An 18,124-nucleotide genomic window follows, 5' to 3' on the forward strand; every position below is an offset into this window, starting at 1 on the left:
CGTCTGCAAGCTCGTCTATAGCATTGTTAGACGTGTGACAACCGTTCGTCGGCATCCTGAAACATCTCGAAACATTTGTTGACGTCAGAATGATGGCTATCTAGCATCGCGCCATTATTTTGATATCACTTTTGTCGAGGGATCGAACATGTACCCACCCGCCCTCGTGGCGAGGTTGTGCTTGGCTTTGCTGTGCCTTTCTCCACTGAATCTCGCTCGCGCTGCCACTAACCCTGGCGACACCGACCTCATCCGTGACCGCCAGGATCGGCTGCTCGACGAACAGCGCCGTCGCCTCGAAGAACTCAAGGAATTACCCGGCAAGGCAGCCCAACCTGCGCAACCGGCAGCCCCGGCTGACGCTCGCTGCTTCCCGATCAAAGACATCGAACTCAGCGGTGCGGACAGTCTCTCTGCGGATGAAAAAACGCGTCTGCTCAAACCTTTTATCGACCAGTGCCTGGGCGTCACTCAGCTCAACGAATTGCTCAAGGTCATCACCGACCATTACATCGAAAAAGGCCTGGTCACCAGCCGCGCCTACTTGCCACAGCAGGACTTGTCCGCTGGCCATCTGAAGGTGCTGGTGGTCGAGGGCAAGCTGGAAGGCTTGAAGGGCGCGGACGGCAGCAAGCTGTCGGAGCGTGAGTTGGGCATGGCGTTTCCCGGCAAGGCGGGGGAGTTGGTCAATCTGCGGGAAATCGAGCAGATGGTCGATCAACTGAACCGCTTGCCGTCGAATCAGGCGCAGATGGAATTGTCCCCGGGCAAAGCCGTCGGTGGCAGTGAAGTGCTGGTCAAGAACACCCCGCAAAAGCCCTGGCGTGCCGGGTTGTCGCGCAGCAATGACGGCCAGCGCAGCACCGGCGAGCAGCAGTGGGGCACCACGTTTGATTGGGACAGCCCGCTGGGCCTGGCGGACCAGTTGAACCTGCGCGGCGGTCACGATGCGGTGAGCGATCACCAGCACACCTCCAGCAACGCGATGCTCAATTACAGCCTGCCGTGGGGCTGGTGGACGTTCAATTACAGTTACAGCCAGAGTGACTATCGCTCGCAGGCGCAATCCAACGGTTTCAATTTCAAGCAGACCGGCGACAGCGAAAACCATCAACTGCGCGCCGAGCGGGTGATCTATCGCGATGCCGTGAGCAAGACGTCCATCAGCACCGGTTTGTCGTACCTGCGCACCAACAACTTTATCGAAGACAGCAAGCTCAAGCTGAGCAGCAATCGCATCAGCGAAGCCCAGTTCGGCATCAACCACGGTCGGCGGGTCGGCAGTGCGTTCGTCAACCTGGACCTGGGGATGCAGGAAGGTATCGGCATTCTGGACGCGCAGGGCAATGGTCATCCGGGCCCCGGCGAGCCGGATGCGCGCTATCGCAAATACACCGGCACCGTGAGCTACCTGCAACCGTTCAAAGTGTGGGGCGAGTCGTTCAGTTTCAGCAGCCTGATGACCGGCCAGCACAGCGAAGACGTGCTGTTCAGCCCGCAGCGCACCAGCCTCGGCGGAGAGTCGTCGATTCGCGGCTACAAGGATCAATCCTTGTCTGGCGACAGCGGCGGGTACTGGCGCAACGACCTGCGCTGGAGCCGTCCGATCAATCTGGAATGGCTGCGTCCGGTGTTCGCCGAATACGGCACCAGCCTCGGTTATGACCAGGGCGTGATCAGCGCCAATCGCTACAACGGCGATCAGCATGGGCGGATGTCCAGCGACTCGGTGGAGTTGTTCGCCCGTGGTCAACACGTGGCCGCCACGGTGACTTTCGCCCATTCCCTGGAACGCCCGGATGCACTGACCGAGCGCGAAGCGCCGATCTACTTCCGCCTGGATTTCTTCCTCTAATTTCGCTACTTCGAGACCTCCAACATGGACGTTCGCCACTACGCCTTCCTCGCGCGCCAGCCTTCTGCGGACCTGAAAACCCGCGAGCACTTCTGGGGCATGCCCAAACGCGGGTTGGCGTTCCTGTTGGCGAACGTCATGTTCTGGCAGCCGATGTGGGCCCAGGCGGAAGGGATTGTGGTGGCCAACCCAGCCACCAGCCTCGGCCAGGCCGGCAATGGCGTGCCGATCGTCCAGATTGCCACGCCGAACGGCAGCGGCCTGTCGCATAACCAGTTCCACGACTACAACGTCGGCGCGCAGGGCGTGATCCTCAACAACGTCGCGGCGCAGACCGGCGCGACGCAACTGGGCGGGATTATCGTCGGCAACCCGAACCTGACCAACCGGGTCGCGGCACAAACCATCCTCAACGAAGTGGTCGGCGGTAGCCCGAGCCAGTTGCGCGGTTACACCGAAGTGGCGGGGCAGTCGGCGCGAGTGATCGTCGCTAACCCGTATGGCATCAGTTGCAACGGTTGCGGCTTTATCAACACCCCGCGTGTAACCCTGACCACCGGCAAACCGGTGCTCGATGGCGCGGGTCGGCTGGACCATTTTCAGGTCGATCAGGGTAGTGTCAGCATCGACGGTGCCGGGCTGAATGCGAACAACGTCGACCGCTTCGAAATCATCACCCGCAGCGCAAAGATCAACGCCGAGATCCAGGCGAATAACCTGACGATCATTGCCGGTCGCAACGACGTCAATGCCGACACGCTCAACGCCACTGCCCGGGCGAATGACGGCAGTGCCAAACCGGAATTGGCCATCGACTCTTCGGCGCTCGGCGGCATGTATGCCGGGGCGATCAAACTGGTCGGCACTGAAGCCGGGGTCGGGGTGAAACTGGCCGGCAACCTCGCCGCCAGCGGCGGGGATATCCAGATCGACGCCAATGGCCAACTGACGATGGCCCAGACGTCGGCTACCGGTGCGGTCAACGTCAAAGCCGCCAGCCTCGACGCCCAGGGACCGGTCTACGCCGGCAGCACGCTCAATGTGCAAACCCAGGGCAACCTGAGCAACCAGCAATCCCTGGCCGCGCGAGACAGCATCGCCCTGAGTGCCGGCGGTGTGCTGACCAACAACGGCATCATCGAAGCCGGGGTCAACGCTGATAACAGCCGTAACACCAGCGGCGACGTGAGCCTCAGCGCGCAGAACCTCAACAACACCGGCAAAAGCGTGATCGCCAGTCGCAACCTGTCGATCAATACGGCACAGACCCTGACCAACCAGGGCGGCACGCTTAGCGGCCAAACCACCAACATCGTCGCCGGTATGCTGGACAACCAGAACAAGGGACGAGTGCTGGGCAACAGCACACTGAATGTTACGGCCAATCAGGTGCTCAACACCCAGGGGGTCATCACCAGCCAAGGCAACCTGACCGCCAATCTCGGGCAGTTGAATAACCACAGCGGCGAGGTTTCCAGCGCAGGCAACACCAGCGTAACCGCCACAACCCTGGACAACAGCGATGGCCAGGTGACCGGTGACGTGGCACTGAACATCGGTTTGATCGGCGCGCTGAACAACCAGAACGGTGTACTGGGTTCCGGCAAGAAAGTCAGTATCACGGCCGCCAGCCTCGATAACAGCCATGCCGGCAGTCTCGTCAGCGATGGCAGCCTGACCGCACGCGTCACTGGCCTGTTCGATAACCAGAATGGCGACCTCAGCGCTAAAGGCGCAGTTGACCTGCAGACCGGTAGTCTCGACAACCGCAACGGCAGCCTTTCCGGCAAGGATCGCCTGACGTTGCGCAGCGATTCGCTGGACAACCGCACCGGCAAAGTACGCGCTACCAATGATTTGCAATTGAACGTCGGGCAACTGAATAACGGTCAGAAAGGGCTGCTCAACAGCCAGGCTGCCATCAACTTTACCGGCACTCACCTGGACAACCGTGGTGGCTTGTTGAGCGCAGTGGGGCCAGTACATCTGGATGCAACCAGCGCCGATAACAGTGGCGGTCGCATTGCCAGTCAAACCGATCTGATCGCCAATGTTGCGCAGTTCACCAACCAGGGCGGTGAACTGGTCGCCCAAGGTACGTTGACCCTGAGCGGCCAGGGGCTGGATAACCGTAGCGGTGGTCTGGTAGGCGCGACAAAAGCGCTGAAACTCAACGTCGATGCAATGGACAACCGTGGCGGGGAAATCTCCAGCGCCGTCGATGTCAGCCTGCAAGGTTCGCAACTGAACAACAGCGATAACGGCAAGATTCTGGCCGGCACTGACCTGAGCCTGAAAGTGGCGCAGATCATCAACCAGACCAAAGGCCAACTGTTCAGCAAAGGCGCGACTGTAATCACAGGCCAGAGCCTGGACAACAGCGGTGGCAGCCTTGTCACTCAGCAAGGCCTGGACATTCGCCTCGACAATGCCCTGAGCAACGTCGCCGGTCTGATCAGCAGTGAAGGCACCCTGACAGTCAACGCCGGCAGTCTCGACAGCACCGGCGGCAGCCTGTCGAGCGCCGGGGCACTGGCGCTGACCACCACGGGCATCCTGAAGAATCAGGGCGGTTCGATCAGCACCGACAGCACCTTGACCCTCAACAGTGCCAGCCTCGACAACAGCCAAAAAGGCTTGATCAGCGGCAAGCAGGCGACCGCTGTGACAACCGGTGCGTTCGACAACACCCAGGGCGGGCAGTTGATCAGCGGCGACACGCTCGACTTGAGCGCGGCGCAGGTCAGCAACGGTGTGGCCAGCCGCATCGCCAGTGACAAGGCGCTAACCGCGAGTGTCACCGGGTTCGATCAACAGGGCGGTCAACTGTTCAGTAAAACCTCCCTCAGTCTGGACCTGAATCAGGGCCAGTTGAACAACCAGAACGGCCTGATCAACGCACCGTTGCTGATGTTGAAAAACCTCAAGGACGTCAACAACCAGGGCGGTGAAATCTCCAGCGCCCAGGCCTTCACACTGGCCGCCCGCAACCTTGATAACGGCAACGGCAAGTTGATCAGCACCCAGGGCCTGACCTTGCGCATCGATCAACTGCTGGCCAGCGTCAAAGGTCTGATGTCTGCCCAGAGCCTGGACATACACAGTGGGCGTCTGGACAACAGCGGCGGCCTGATCAGCAGTCGCGGCACCCTCGGAGTCGCGGTCGACGGTCAGATGGTCAACCACGACGGCACGCTCATCGCTGACGGTGATGTGCAATTGAGCGCCGATAGCGTGGATAACAGCGGCGGCCAGATCGCCGGTAAATCCGACGTCAACACCACGGTCGCGACCTTCAATAATCAGGGCGGGCAACTGGTCGCAACCGCTGGCCTGACCCTAACCGGCGCCAGCCTCGACAACCGCAACGGCGGCCTGGTCGGCGCGAACAACGCCTTGCAATTAAACGTCGGGTCCATCGACAACCGTGCCGGTGAACTGTCGAGCCAATCAGACATCACGTTGGTCGGCAGCCAACTGGACAATAGCGACGCTGGTCAGGTGGTCGCGCAAGGCGCATTGACCCTGACGATCGACCATGTGCTCAACCGCGCCAAAGGCCTGCTGTCCGGCAAGACCGACCTGACGCTGACCGGCCATGATCTGGACAACAGCGCTGGCTCGCTGTCGAGCCAGAAAAACCTGAAGGCTGACCTCTCTGGTGATCTGAACAACACTCAGGGACTGCTCAGTGCCGAAGGGACGCTCGATGTGACGGCCGCCAGCCTGACCAACACCCTTGGCAGTTTGTCCGCCGCAGGCCCGCTGACCTTGACCACCACTGGCATCGTGCTTAATCAGGGCGGCGAGATCGTTGCCGACGCTGGCCTGACCCTCAAAAGCGCCAGTCTCGACAACAGCAACAAGGGCACCATCAGTGGCAAAGGCGCGGTCGTGGTTAACACCGGGTCGCTCGATAACAGCCACAACGGACGTTTGAACAGCGGCAGTTCGCTGGACCTGACCGCCACCCAACTGACTAACCAGGACGGCGGTCGTATCGCCAGTTCCGGTGCACTGAACGCGACGGTCACCGGTCTGGATCAGCAGGGCGGTCAGCTCTTCAGCAACACGTCCCTGACGCTGGATATGAATCAGGGGCAGTTGAACAATCAAAACGGTTTGATCAGCGCGCCATTGCTGATGCTCAAAAACCTTAAGGACATCAACAACGACGGTGGTGAAATTTCCAGCGCTCAGGCGTTCACCGTGGCTGCTCGCAGTCTGGATAACAGCAACGGCAAGTTGCTGAGCAATCAGGCCCTGACCCTGCGCATCGACCAGGCACTGACCAACATCAAAGGCCTGATCGGCGCCGCCGCGCTGGACGTCAAAGCCGCCAGCCTGGACAACAGCGGTGGCACCCTGACCAGCCGTGCCAACCTCGACCTGAACCTCGACGGCCTGCTGAACAATCAGAATCAGGGCCTGATCAACGCCACCACCGGCCTGACCATTAATAGCAGCGGGCTCAACAACCAGAACGGCTCGCTGTTGGGCAGCGCCATTGCCATCGATTTTGGTGCGGCCACCGGTGACCTCAACAACAGCAGCGGCCTGATCACCACGCCGGGTCAGTTGAGCATCCAGCACCTGCGTGACCTGAACAACCACGGCGGTGAAATCTCCAGCAGCCAGCGCATCGACTTGAATGCCCGCGCCCTGGATAACAGCGCCGGCAAACTGATCAGCAACGATGTGCTGACGGTGAACGCCGACACCGTGAACAACCAGGGCGGGGTGATCTCTGGCTGGAAAGGTCTGAGCCTGACCGCCAACAGCCTGGACAACAGCAACAACGGCACGCTGTCGAGCGGTCATACCGATGCCACGAACAATGTGACCGGTGACCTCGCCGTCACACTCAGCGCAGATCTGCTCAACAGCGGTAACGGCGCACTGGTCAGCCTGGGGAATCTGAACGTTAACGCGGCGAACCTGGATAACAGCAGCTCTGGCATCCTCTCCAGCGGCGGCGCCCAGACCCTGACCGTCAGCGGCTTATTGAACAACGCCCAGGGCGGTTTGATTTCCAGCGGCACAACCCTGGCCATGCAAGCCATGACCCTGGGCAACGCCAGCGGCACCGTCAACGCCGAACAGAACCTGAGTTTCACCGGGACCACGCTGGACAATACCGCTGGCAGCATCGCCAGCAACGCGGCCGTGACGCTGGACTTGCTCGGCGCCCTGACCAACACCAATGGCAAACTGGCCAGCGCTGGCCCGCTATTGGTTCAACACAGCACGCAAATCAACAACCAGGGTGGCCAACTCGCCAGTCAAGGCTTGATGACGTTGCTGACCGGTGGTTTGGACAACCGTAATCGCGGCACTGTCGCGGCCAATGATCTACTGACTATCACCACGCCGGGTTTGGTACAGAACGACGCGGATGGTCTGATCTACAGCCAGAACGGTGATCTGCAAGTCAGCGCCGGCAGCCTCAGTAACGGCAAGGGCACCCTGCAAAGTCAGGGCGCGCTGACCGTCACCAACGGCGGCGATATCAATAACCAGAGTGGCCGGATCATCGCCAAGACTGGCGACCTGAGCATCACTGCCGGCAACGTCGACAACCGCGGCGGTGTGCTCTCCAGCCTGCAAGCAGCCTTTACGACACAACTGACCGGCGTGCTGAAAAACGGCTACGACCTCAACAACAACCGCCAGGGCGGCATCACCCAGGCCCAACGCTTGAGCCTGACCACGCTAGGCATCGACAACTACGGCGGGCGCATTTCCGCACAAAGTGGCGACGCCATCGTCAACACTGGCAACTTCGACAACCGCAACGGTGGTCTGTACGCCAAAGGCAAGGTCAACGTCACCGGCAACAACTTCGACAACAGTGGCGACAACGACGGGCAGATTGCCGGTCAACAAATCGACCTCAGCCTCACCGGCGCACTGAACAACCGCGTAGGCGTCATCGAAAGTGACACGACGCTGGCGATCAAAGCTGCCAGCCTCGACAACCAGACCGGCCAGTTGCGCGCACTCGGCAGCAGCGGCAAAACCAACTTCCAGATTGGCGGCTTGTTCGACAACCGCAATGGCACCCTGGAAAGCGCCAACAGCGACCTGAGCCTGGCAGCGGGCGGTTTCCTTAACGGCAATGGCAGCTTGCTGCACGTGGGTACGGGCACCTTTGATATCTCCACCGCCAACGTCACTGGCGCCGGCGGCAGCATCGTCACTCGCGGTGGGCTGACCCTCAACGCCGACAGCTGGAACAACAGCAACGTCATCCAGGCCGGGCGCCTGACGGTCAATGTCAACAACTTCAGCCAGACCGCCAGCGGGCAGTTGCTGGCTTCCGATTCTTTGGTCGGCACTGGCGGCAATTGGTACAACGACGGCTTGATCGCCAGCGACGGCAGCCTGAGCCTTAACCTCGGCGGCACCTACTCGGGCAACGGCCGACTCAGCAGCGCCGGGACCCTTGGCCTGAGCGCCGCACAACTGACCCTGAACACAGCTTCCACCATTGCCGGTGGCGGTGACACCACGCTGTCGGTGGGTGGCTCGTTGAACAACGCCGGTCGCCTGACCTCGGCGGCGAACATGACCGTCAACGCGGGCGGGATCAACAACCAGGGGACGCTGGCCAGCGCGCAAAAACTGACGGTCACCACCGACAGCCTGGTCAACGATCACGGCTTGATTTTCAGCGGCGGCGACATGAGCCTGCGGGTCAATGCGCTGAACAACCTCTACGCCAACATCTACAGCCTGGGCAACCTCACCATTGACCGTAACGGCCAGGGCGCCCAGGCCGCGAGCATCATCAATCGCTCTGCCTCGATTCAAAGCGACGGCAGCATGAGCCTCGCCGCGAGCACGATTCAAAACATCCGCGACGTGCTCACCACCGACAACCAAGGCATCTACACCGCCCGAATCGACGAAGTCACCTGCATTGAAGGGGTGAACGCCGGTGACTGCAGCGGCAAACAAAACCACGCCTGGGAGGTCGTTCAGCGCGACAAACTGGCGGTCACCGCCGCCAGTGCTGCTTCGAGTATTACGGCCGGCGGCAACCTCACTCTGACGGGCGGCGACCTGCTGAACCAGAGCAGCACCATCGCTACGGGTGGCAACCTCAGCGCCACGCTGACCAACCTGACCAACAGCGGCATTGAAACCGGTGAGACTGAAACCACCCGCATCTTCATGTCCGAACGCACCAAAGATGCCGGCGCCTGGTATAGCGCGGCCAGTGCATTCACCAACCAATACTGGTACGAAAGCGCCGGCTACACCCCCAACGACCTAAGCGGTTTGCAGGCCGGCATGGCCAACTTCATCGGTATGACCGAACGGGAGTTACCAGGCCTGGGTAGCACCCAGAAAATCGCTTCCGGCGATCAGAGTTACGCTGCTGTGATTCAAGCGGCGGGCACGGTCTACGTCAACGCCCAGAACAACATCGACAACAGCGTCGTACGCCCGGGCTACACCTACGTCGGCAGCGGCCCGCGCACCGGCACCGATGCATCGGGCAGCCCGTATTCGACCCGCATCACCCTGAACCAGCAACTACCGCCAAACCTGGCCCAGCAGCAAGTCAACCCGTTGGCCTTGCCTGGCTTCGCGCTGCCTACCGGTCAGAACGGTCTGTTCCGTTTGAGCACCCAGGACAGCACCGTCCCGGCGGCTACTGGCCCGCAAAGCTGGACCATGGGCGGCACCAGTGTCACCGCGAGCCAGCGTCAGCAATCGTTGCCCGACGCCAAGCCTCGGGATATTCAACTGGGCAGCAACGCACAAGCGTCGGCCAGCACCGTTGACCTGAACACCGCCGATCACCAAGCGCCAAACACCGGGACCGGTAGCAGTGCCATCGACGTCAGTGCCCCAGCCGCCGATGCCAGCGCTGCAGCACTGCCGGGGCGCGCGAACAACTTCACCGTCAACCGCATCCAGGGTTTACCGGTCGCCACGGGCCACTCCAACCCGCAGAAATACCTGATCGAAACCAACCCGGTGCTCACCGACATCAAGCAATTCATGAGCTCGGATTACCTGCTGTCCAACCTCGGTTACAACCCCGATCAAAGTGCCAAGCGCCTGGGCGACGGTTTCTACGAACAGAGCCTGATTCAACAAGCCGTGGTCGCCAAGACCGGTCAGCGTTTCATCGATGGCCAGACCTCCAACGATGCGATGTTCAAGTACCTGATGGACAACGCCGTAGCCAGTAAAAACGAGCTCAACCTCTCGGTCGGCGTCAGCCTGACCTCCGAACAAGTCGCGGCCCTGACCCACGACATTGTCTGGATGGAAAACGCCGAAGTGGACGGCGAACAAGTGCTGGTGCCGGTGCTGTACCTGGCCAGCGCCAACAACCGTCTGGCCGCCAACGGCGCCCTGATCCAGGGCAGCGACGTGACCCTGATCGCCGGCAAAGACCTGAACAACGCCGGCACTTTGAAAGCCACCAACAATCTGTCGGCCACAGCGACCAATGACCTGGTCAACAGCGGTCTTGTAGAAGCCGGCAACCGCCTCGACCTGCTGGCCGGCAACAACCTCACCAACAAGTCCGGCGGCGTCATCTCCGGTAAAGACGTGTCACTGACCGCCACCCGCGGCGACGTGATCAACGAACGCACTGTCACCACCCACGAAAGCAGCAGCGGCTACCGCGACGAACGCTCCGACTACGTCGACAGCGCCGCCCGCATCGAAGCCGCCAACAGTCTGACCATCAAGGCCGGCCAAGACTTCAACAACACCGGCGGCGTCCTCAAAAGCGGGGCGGACACCACGATCAGCGCCGGGCGTGACGTAAACCTCGTCTCCGCTGAACAGGTGGACAGCGGCACGCGTGGTTTGCATCGGGATCAGACGATCACGCAATACGGCTCGACTGTTGATGTGGGCCAGGATCTGAAGGTTAACGCCGGGCGGGATGTGACGGCGATTGCCAGTCAGATTGATGCCAAGCGTGATGTGAGTATGAGTGCGGTGGGTGATCTGACGCTGGCGTCGGCGGCGGATGAGCAGCACTCGTATGACAAGACCAAGAAGGTTACTAGCCAGGAGGATCATGTCAGTCAAGTAGCCACCACCCTTACAGCAGGCGGCAATGTTGCGCTGAGCGCGGGTAACGACCTGACGCTTGTCTCCAGCAAGATCGCCGCAGGGGATGAAGCCTACCTGGTGGCGGGTGACAAGCTTCAGCTGCTGGCCGCGCAGGACAGTGATTATTCGCTGTATGACATGAAGAAAAAGGGCAGTTTCGGCAGCCTGAAGACCCAGCATGATGAAGTGACCGACGTCAAAAACATCGGCAGTGAAATCAAGACCGGGGGTTCTTTGGCTCTGGTCAGCGGGGGCGACCAACGCTACCAGGACGCCAAGCTCAACAGTGCCAAGGACTTGATCCTCGACAGTGGCGGCAGCATTACCTTCGAGTCGGTGAAGGATTCGCATCAGGAGAGCCACAACAAGAGTAGCAACAGTTGGGCTTGGACCAGCATGGAAAGCAAAGGCCAGGTAGACGAAACCCTGCGCCAGAGTCAACTGACGGCCAAAGGTCAGACGCTGATCAACGCGGTGGATGGCTTGCACATTGATGTCAAAGACATCAACCAACAAAGTATCAGCAAGACAGTCGACGCCATGGTGCAAGCCGACCCAAGCATGGCTTGGCTGAAGGAGGTTGAATCACGCAACGACGTGGATTGGCGTCAAGTCAAAGAGCTGCATGACAGTTGGGACGAAAGCCATTCGGGTCTGGGTGGCCCGGCGATGCTCATTATCATCATCATCGTCACCTACTTCACGGCCGGTGCAGCCTCTGGTGCTCTGGGCGCTACTGCGGGCGCAACTGCGGGCTCTACGTCGGCCATGTCGGCAGGTCTTGCAGCGACAGCCACCGAAGGTGCGGTGGCCGCAGGTTGGGCGAACGCGGCCCTCACCGCCGTGATCACCTCGGCCGCCAGTACGGCGGCTGTCAGCACCATCAATAACAAGGGCAACCTTGGTGCGGCACTCAAAGAAACCTTCAGCATCGACAACCTGAAGAACTACATCGTGGCCGGGGGCACCGCCGGTCTTACTGCCGGTTTCTTTAACGACTGGACCAGTACCAGCACCGGCACTGGCACCGCCGTGACCGATTCCACCAGCGGCGCGTTGGCCAATACCGGAAAGGTCCTTGTGGCCAGTCCCGGTGGTTTGAGCAGTCTGCAAGGTATTACACAGTTCACTGAAAACCAATTGCTGCAAAACACCACTTCCGCGTTGCTCAACAAAGCCTTAGGCCGCGACGGCAACCTGGGTGATGCCTTGCAGAAAAGCTTGGTGAGTGCGTTCACCGCCTATGGCTTCAACCTGGTCGGTGATATTGGGGTGGACAACCACTTACAGGACGGCGGCGTCGCCAAGATTGGCTTGCACGCCCTGATGGGCGGGCTAGCCTCCGTCGCTGCCGGTGGTGATTTCAAAAGCGGAGCCTTGGCTGCGGGAGTGAACGAAGCACTGGTCGACGACTTGGCCACGGCCTATGCCGGGATGTCGAAGGAGGATCGAGATCGACTCTTGCTGATGAATTCGCAATTGATCGGTGTTCTCACGACTGCGGTTCAAGACCCCTCCGCTGACATTAACAAGCTACAACTCGGCGCATCGATTGCGCAGAGCGGTACGCAATACAACTACCTCAGTCACCAGGACGTGAAGGATCTGGAGAAAGCGCTGAGTGAATGTCAGCCCAAAGGTAATTGCGACGCTGTACGGGCGGAGTTTGCCCTGCGCGATGCGGCAAATACAGAGCGGCTAAACAACTGTGGGGCGACGGGTGATTGCGCGAAAATCCGAGCCGAAATTGATGAAGGCTCCCGCGATTTGTACGCGCTTTCTCAACACGACGACTCGGGTCTCGCGGATCATTTCGGACATAGCAATTCCAGTGACTGGCTCAATGCCAACACGCGAACAACCCTTGACCACCTGCCCCAAGGCGATCCGGCTAATGCAGTGAAGGCGTTGGCGGCAGCGGGGCTCGTTGTTCTTGGGCCTGAAGCAATTGCCCTACTAGGAGGTCTGGCCGAAGCCGGGGCAACTACCTGCGCAGCCAACCCGGTATTGTGCGCGAACGAAGTGGGGATCTGGATTACAGAACTGGGGATGTCGGAAGCACTCCCTTTAGGGCTAGGAACCGCAGCGGGATTAACCGAAAAGGAGCTAAGCGATCTTCGTGGCTTGATGGAGATCGAATCGAAAACAGGAGCTAAACTGACGGCTGATGAGGTTGCGGAAGTTATCAGACCGACAGGTCCGGGTGGTGAGGCGCACATCGATAAACTTCTTGATGATGCTAGTCAGCAGTTAGAAGAGTACATCAAGACTTTTGGTAAGTATCAACCGCCAACCGTTATAGGTGCCGTAGACCCTTTGACGGGGAAAATAGTCACCGCATCCAGTGGGGTAGTTCCGAGCACAATTGCGCCTGAATTAGAGGCCTATGCTGAGAGTTTGGGAGGTTTAGGGGTTAAAACTGCGTGTGGGAATACATTAGGTCGTTGCGCTGAGTTTAGGGCTGCTAATGAGTTGCTCTTGAGTAATCCTAACCTTAAGCTTAGCGATATTAAATTTACTCCCGCGATTCGTCCGAGGACGGGGGCGGTAGTGCCTCGTTGTGAGAACTGCACTAATATGTTTGGAGCTGGATAATGGAAATGAATGAAGAGTTTTTAGAGATAAATGACTTGGATTGGTTTGCTTCTTGTCAAGATGGAGTGCTAGCGCACTTTGCGACTAAAGGTCGAGGTTTTGTTCCGTTGGCAGTAAGAGAATCTATTTCTGCATATGAAAAAATTTATGACTACTTCTACTCCATAGCTGGTAATGTGGATGTTGAAGTTGTTGAAATTAATTTGCCCGAATTTGGTTGTAATATTAAGCGTGAGCGCTACTTACAGTCATTTATTGAAGTTGCGAAAAGAGGGGTTTTTAGTTATGACGCTAATGATGATGGTGGTTATAAATTAATAGTCAGGCCAAAAACCATCAGAAGGGTTTTTGAAGTGCCTGCGGAAATTAAAAACATCCTTCTTGAGTTAACAATAAATGCCTCTGCGGATATAGGGATAGATGATTTTATTTAATTTTTAGGTGGAGAAGGGACTTCACATAAAAACCAGATGTCAATCGGCTCATCGGAGATAACTTAGCATTGGGGATAACTGGAAAAGGGGGCGGATTTATTTGAATGGTTGCTGCGACGCTATGCTCATAAATCTGTCCCCTTTGTTGTCCCATCGGCGACAGGAACTATTAGCTTGATCACGGAGCGGCCACCTTGCGCAAGTTTCTTAAATGTTATTGACTTGTTCAAGTTGAGTGCTTCTGGTGTTGTAGTTAATATTTTTGATAATGCTGGGAAACTTATTTTGCCGACCAAGAGTGGCTTGTAAAATGACAAAACAAAGCTCTTACGAAGAAGTGCGTTTTTGGCTGCTTGATTGTTATTATCAATATTGCCGGGGGAAACTTATAGGTGGAAAGCAGTGGGCTCCTGATGAATTTGAGTTTGGGTATGCGTACGATCAGATTTATGATGCAGCTGCACCGGCACTTGAGCGACTTATGGTAGAGGTTTTGGTCATTGTTTTGGCTGCAGGGAGAGCTCCTGCTGCTGAAAAATACCATCGTCAGCAAATTGCAAGTTTACTAGCTGAAAGCGACTTAAAAGTGATTTTGTATGATACAAGTGAAGATGAGACAGAGGGGCTATTACAGGATGTGAAGATCCTTCAGTTAGTGTAAAAATCAACCGAAAATAACTGATCAAAAGGGGACGGATTTATTTTAATTAAAAACTATATCGTCAGGGGGCTCAGGTTGATTTTGGTTCTTAAATAAATCTGTCCCATTTGTTGCTTATTTGAATGAATGCAGCGGTCCTCAGTAAATAGCTTATCCATTTTTTCTCCGTTTTTTATAGAGTGAAAAGGGGACAGATTTATTTGAATAGTTGCTGTGTCGCTATGCTCATAAATAAACTTGTCCCCTTTCTTTGTTGGAGGGTCGGGAATTTGACCATGAACCGTTTTTCTGAATCTAGCAATGAGTTTAGCTGTTTTGTTTTTTTTAATGAATATGAGGAATACGAGTTTGAGGAGTTCGTTAGCGTTGTTTTGAGAAGTCTGAATGCAGTAGAGATAAAGCGTGAGCGAGGGCCTTACTCAACGCTGGTTACTGTTGAATATTCAGGGCGTCAACTTGTTTTGACAAGTGGTTCGTTCGAAGGGTGCTTTATCTCTATAAATAAAAGTGAGGCGTGGTTGGCGGAGAAAATAATAAAATCATTCTAGCTTGGCTGGTTGCTGCAAAAGGAAACTAACAGGGGGCGGATTTGTTTTAAGGCGCTAAAAATTATTGAGTTAGGAGGGGCTGTGCCTATTTAATGCGCGTGTGGATTCCAAATGACCTATCCTCTTTTTTAGGGGTTTGAAAAACATCAAGAAAATATGTTGCATTAATGGAGCATCTGAAGTCATGCTGCTTATTGTCGAGCCTTGGGCCGAAGAATATCGAAAAAGGGGACAGATTTATTTGAACGGTTGTTGTATCGCTATGTTCATAAATAAATCTGTCCCCTTTTTTGCTATTTTTTGCTTACAAACCATACCAGCAGGGAACTCAGGCTAATTTTGAGCAAAGGTTTCCAGGCCAAGAGACAAAGAAGTGGCAGTCAAATGCTCATTTGGATATCACGGACTAATTTATGAATGCAGAACTAAAAGGGGTTCATAGCCTCGATATTCATGATCTTGAAAATTACCAACCTGAATACTCGGATAGTTTCGGCTTCCTTATACAAGCGATGATTGGCCCAGCAGGTGAGGATTGTGCGGAGTCATTTGATATCGAGGTTTGTACTCCGAAGTGGATAGGGAAGAATCTTGGAGAAGGTGAGGTTCTTATAGGAATGCATTACCTTATTGTTCATGAGTACAACTATCAGAAAATTGTTCACGCCATTGATAAGTTCTTACTGGGGTGTTCAGGGGCGAGCTGGAACGAGGTCTCAAAGAAAGTGTCAAGATTAGGCCGTTGGGAGTTTGAGGGCTACGAAGAGGAAGGTCCATAAGCGAAACGGGGACATATTTATTTGAAAAGTTGCTGTGTCGCTATGCTCATAAATAAATCTGTCCACTTTTTTTAGTTTCTTTTTTTTACTGTCCCGTTTCTTGCCACTTTTTTGCCCGTCTCCATTTCCCCACGGACTGCAGCGCCACACCTGCCTGAATTTGACTTCCTTTGATTGTTTGCTATAGCTCATCAAGCGCCAACTCGCTGGGGAGTGTTCAAATGCAATGTAGCCATCAGGGATGTGGAAATAGCTGGAACCCCGGGTCGGATTTTCCCTTGTGCATTACCAATCCGTGTCCGTTACGCGCTTACAGAAATAATCTCAGCGAAGCGTCGGACGCGACGATGAGAAAGACCACGTTGAATGTTAAAACCGCCAACCTTGGCCAGATGGCGGCCAGCGCGGTGGCGTCAGTGGACAAGGTCCGAACGACGACTGACAAACAAAAATTTGTGCCTTACAACATGGACGGCGGCATGTCCGCTACGACTGTTGTCAAACTTCCCAATCAAACATCCAGAAGCTTCACGACTAAAGACAATATGCATTCGGAAATGTGTGCCCTGAATTTCATGCTTGAAAATGAATATTGGCATGTGCTGTACGGGACGATCGTGAATGGCAGCGGGCAACCCATCGGCGCGAGTGAGTTCTCCACCACGGAACCCCATTGCGGGTTTTGCACGATCACCTTGACCATCCTCGGGTTACCGCTGACCAAACCCACCAGCGGCAATCACAAAATGGCCTGCAACGGCACCTATCCGATACCTGCCAAGTTGTACAATGACCCGCATTTCATTGTCAGATTTATTCATAATGGCTGCTTTGAATACTACATGCTGAAGCGATTACTCAATCCGTTCGTCAATAAAAAGTCTGGGGAGTGGCTGTTAAAGGTCAATGATTTTCTATTGGTGTCTGACAATGCCCCTGTTGTTCTTGAATTTTTGGATAAAGACATTTTTAACAACATCCATGTTTATGACCTCAGCAAATTTATGAACGACCCGGAAATTGTAAAGTCGATCTGGCAATTCATTACTACAGCCTTGTATCAGTCGAATAATGCTTGCAAGTATTAGGCTTCTTCCTGACTTTCGGTGAGTGCAGAAAAGATCGCAGCCTGCGGCAGCTCCTACAGGGAAACGCGTATTCCAATGTAGGAGCTGCCGAAGGCTGCGATCTTTTGATCTTTTGGGTCCGTTACCTCGATAACACTGGCCGCACTGATCGAAAAATTTTGTAGCTAAAGAACTTTCCTACAAGAGTGATGCGAGGCTACATCGCCTTGCGCCTTTGCCTACAACTGCGCCAGAATCCGCCGGCTTGTGCGCCTTGTGCCTGGTCTTTATCGTTTCCGGGTCGCTGAATGTTCAGTGACCGGGTTTAGCGATCCGACCATATACAGGCGCAACGGTGCTCCAGGCTCTCTTGCAGGATTCATCTGCAATTAGTGTTATGGCGGCTGTGCGCGGGAGACCTTCGGGTCTACCGGGGTGCCTGTACCCGGTTCGCTAACCTGCGTTCAGCCGCCACCCTTACTTGTTTAGCGACAGGTCGTGGCGGCTCTATTTCGACAGGAGCTCCACGATGTTCAAAGACACACCCAATCCACCCGAATCCGAAATCGAAGACACGTCCACGTACACCAACCTCGATTCAGCAAAACTCAAAGAGGCCGCCGAGCGCGCCCTCAATCACTACCTCAATCCCGCCGTCGTCAAAGACACCCCGCGCAAGTCCAGCACGATTTTCACCATCATCCCCAAAGTCGACACCGAGACCCTGCTGGCCAACGCCTGCGAATCCCTGGCTTCGGCGAGTGTCATGGCGAGTGATTTTGCGGCACTGCTGGAAGGGCCGCAGCGCAACACCATGCTGGGGTTACAGCAGGTCATCATGCTGGGTGAGCTGGCGGTGAATCGAGCGCTGGACAACATCGATCCGTCGCAGCGGGTTCAATAGACCCCTGTGGGCGTTGGCTCACTAACTGATCGTTCCCGCGTGGGAACGATCAATTTGCGCCGAAACACTAATTCCCTGTGGGAGCGGGCTTGCTCGCGAAGGCGGTGTGTCAGACAAATGCATGGCAACTGACACGGCCTCTTCGCGAGCAAGCCCGCTCCCACAGGTTCTGTGTTGTGTTTGAGTGCGGG

At 56.3% G+C, this 18,124-nt stretch carries 8 protein-coding genes; all 8 read left to right on the forward strand.

Going from position 1 to position 18,124, the window contains the following annotated elements:
* The first annotated feature begins 148 nt into the window (after nucleotides 1-148).
* Nucleotides 149-1,855 carry a ShlB/FhaC/HecB family hemolysin secretion/activation protein gene (locus tag ACWIKB_RS20345; RefSeq protein ID WP_475269047.1) on the forward strand — a complete coding sequence of 569 codons (1,707 nt, stop codon included), beginning with the start codon at nucleotides 149-151 and terminating at the stop codon, nucleotides 1,853-1,855.
* Between the two features lie 24 nt (nucleotides 1,856-1,879).
* Nucleotides 1,880-13,540: a two-partner secretion domain-containing protein gene (locus ACWIKB_RS20350; protein WP_475269048.1), complete on the forward strand. Its 11,661-nt coding sequence runs from the start codon at nucleotides 1,880-1,882 to the stop codon at nucleotides 13,538-13,540.
* Entirely contained in the window at nucleotides 13,540-13,974 is a 435-nt protein-coding gene (locus ACWIKB_RS20355; protein WP_475269049.1) for a hypothetical protein, read from the forward strand. Before ACWIKB_RS20350 ends, ACWIKB_RS20355 begins: the two co-directional genes overlap by 1 nt.
* Nucleotides 13,975-14,284: 310 nt before the next feature.
* A complete protein-coding gene (locus ACWIKB_RS20360; protein ID WP_475269050.1) occupies nucleotides 14,285-14,635 on the forward strand; it encodes a hypothetical protein in 351 nt (116 codons plus the stop codon).
* A gap of 275 nt (nucleotides 14,636-14,910) precedes the next feature.
* Nucleotides 14,911-15,183 (forward strand): hypothetical protein, encoded by a 273-nt coding sequence (locus ACWIKB_RS20365; protein ID WP_475269051.1) that lies wholly within the window; start codon nucleotides 14,911-14,913, stop codon nucleotides 15,181-15,183.
* Nucleotides 15,184-15,596: 413 nt separating this feature from the next.
* The gene (locus tag ACWIKB_RS20370; protein WP_475269052.1) at nucleotides 15,597-15,962 is read left to right on the forward strand and encodes an immunity 8 family protein; all 366 of its coding nucleotides are present in this window, start codon (nucleotides 15,597-15,599) and stop codon (nucleotides 15,960-15,962) included.
* Between the two features lie 347 nt (nucleotides 15,963-16,309).
* Nucleotides 16,310-17,050 carry a hypothetical protein gene (locus ACWIKB_RS20375; RefSeq protein WP_475269053.1) on the forward strand — a complete coding sequence of 247 codons (741 nt, stop codon included), beginning with the start codon at nucleotides 16,310-16,312 and terminating at the stop codon, nucleotides 17,048-17,050.
* 508 nt (nucleotides 17,051-17,558) lie between these two features.
* Nucleotides 17,559-17,933, forward strand: coding sequence for a DUF6124 family protein (locus tag ACWIKB_RS20380; protein WP_475269054.1), 375 nt, complete (start codon nucleotides 17,559-17,561; stop codon nucleotides 17,931-17,933).
* Nucleotides 17,934-18,124 lie beyond the last annotated feature (191 nt).

The organism is Pseudomonas sp. 5Vm1k, from assembly GCF_056161485.1.

What these genes read in the sequence shown, in the direction of transcription:
- ACWIKB_RS20345 (WP_475269047.1), top strand. Translation starts at nt 149, where the DNA reads ATGTACCCACCCGCCCTCGTGGCGAGGTTGTGCTTGGCTTTGCTGTGC.
- ACWIKB_RS20350 (WP_475269048.1), top strand. Translation starts at nt 1,880, where the DNA reads ATGGACGTTCGCCACTACGCCTTCCTCGCGCGCCAGCCTTCTGCGGAC.
- ACWIKB_RS20355 (WP_475269049.1), top strand. Translation starts at nt 13,540, where the DNA reads ATGGAAATGAATGAAGAGTTTTTAGAGATAAATGACTTGGATTGGTTT.
- ACWIKB_RS20360 (WP_475269050.1), top strand. Translation starts at nt 14,285, where the DNA reads ATGACAAAACAAAGCTCTTACGAAGAAGTGCGTTTTTGGCTGCTTGAT.
- ACWIKB_RS20365 (WP_475269051.1), top strand. Translation starts at nt 14,911, where the DNA reads ATGAACCGTTTTTCTGAATCTAGCAATGAGTTTAGCTGTTTTGTTTTT.
- ACWIKB_RS20370 (WP_475269052.1), top strand. Translation starts at nt 15,597, where the DNA reads ATGAATGCAGAACTAAAAGGGGTTCATAGCCTCGATATTCATGATCTT.
- ACWIKB_RS20375 (WP_475269053.1), top strand. Translation starts at nt 16,310, where the DNA reads ATGAGAAAGACCACGTTGAATGTTAAAACCGCCAACCTTGGCCAGATG.
- ACWIKB_RS20380 (WP_475269054.1), top strand. Translation starts at nt 17,559, where the DNA reads ATGTTCAAAGACACACCCAATCCACCCGAATCCGAAATCGAAGACACG.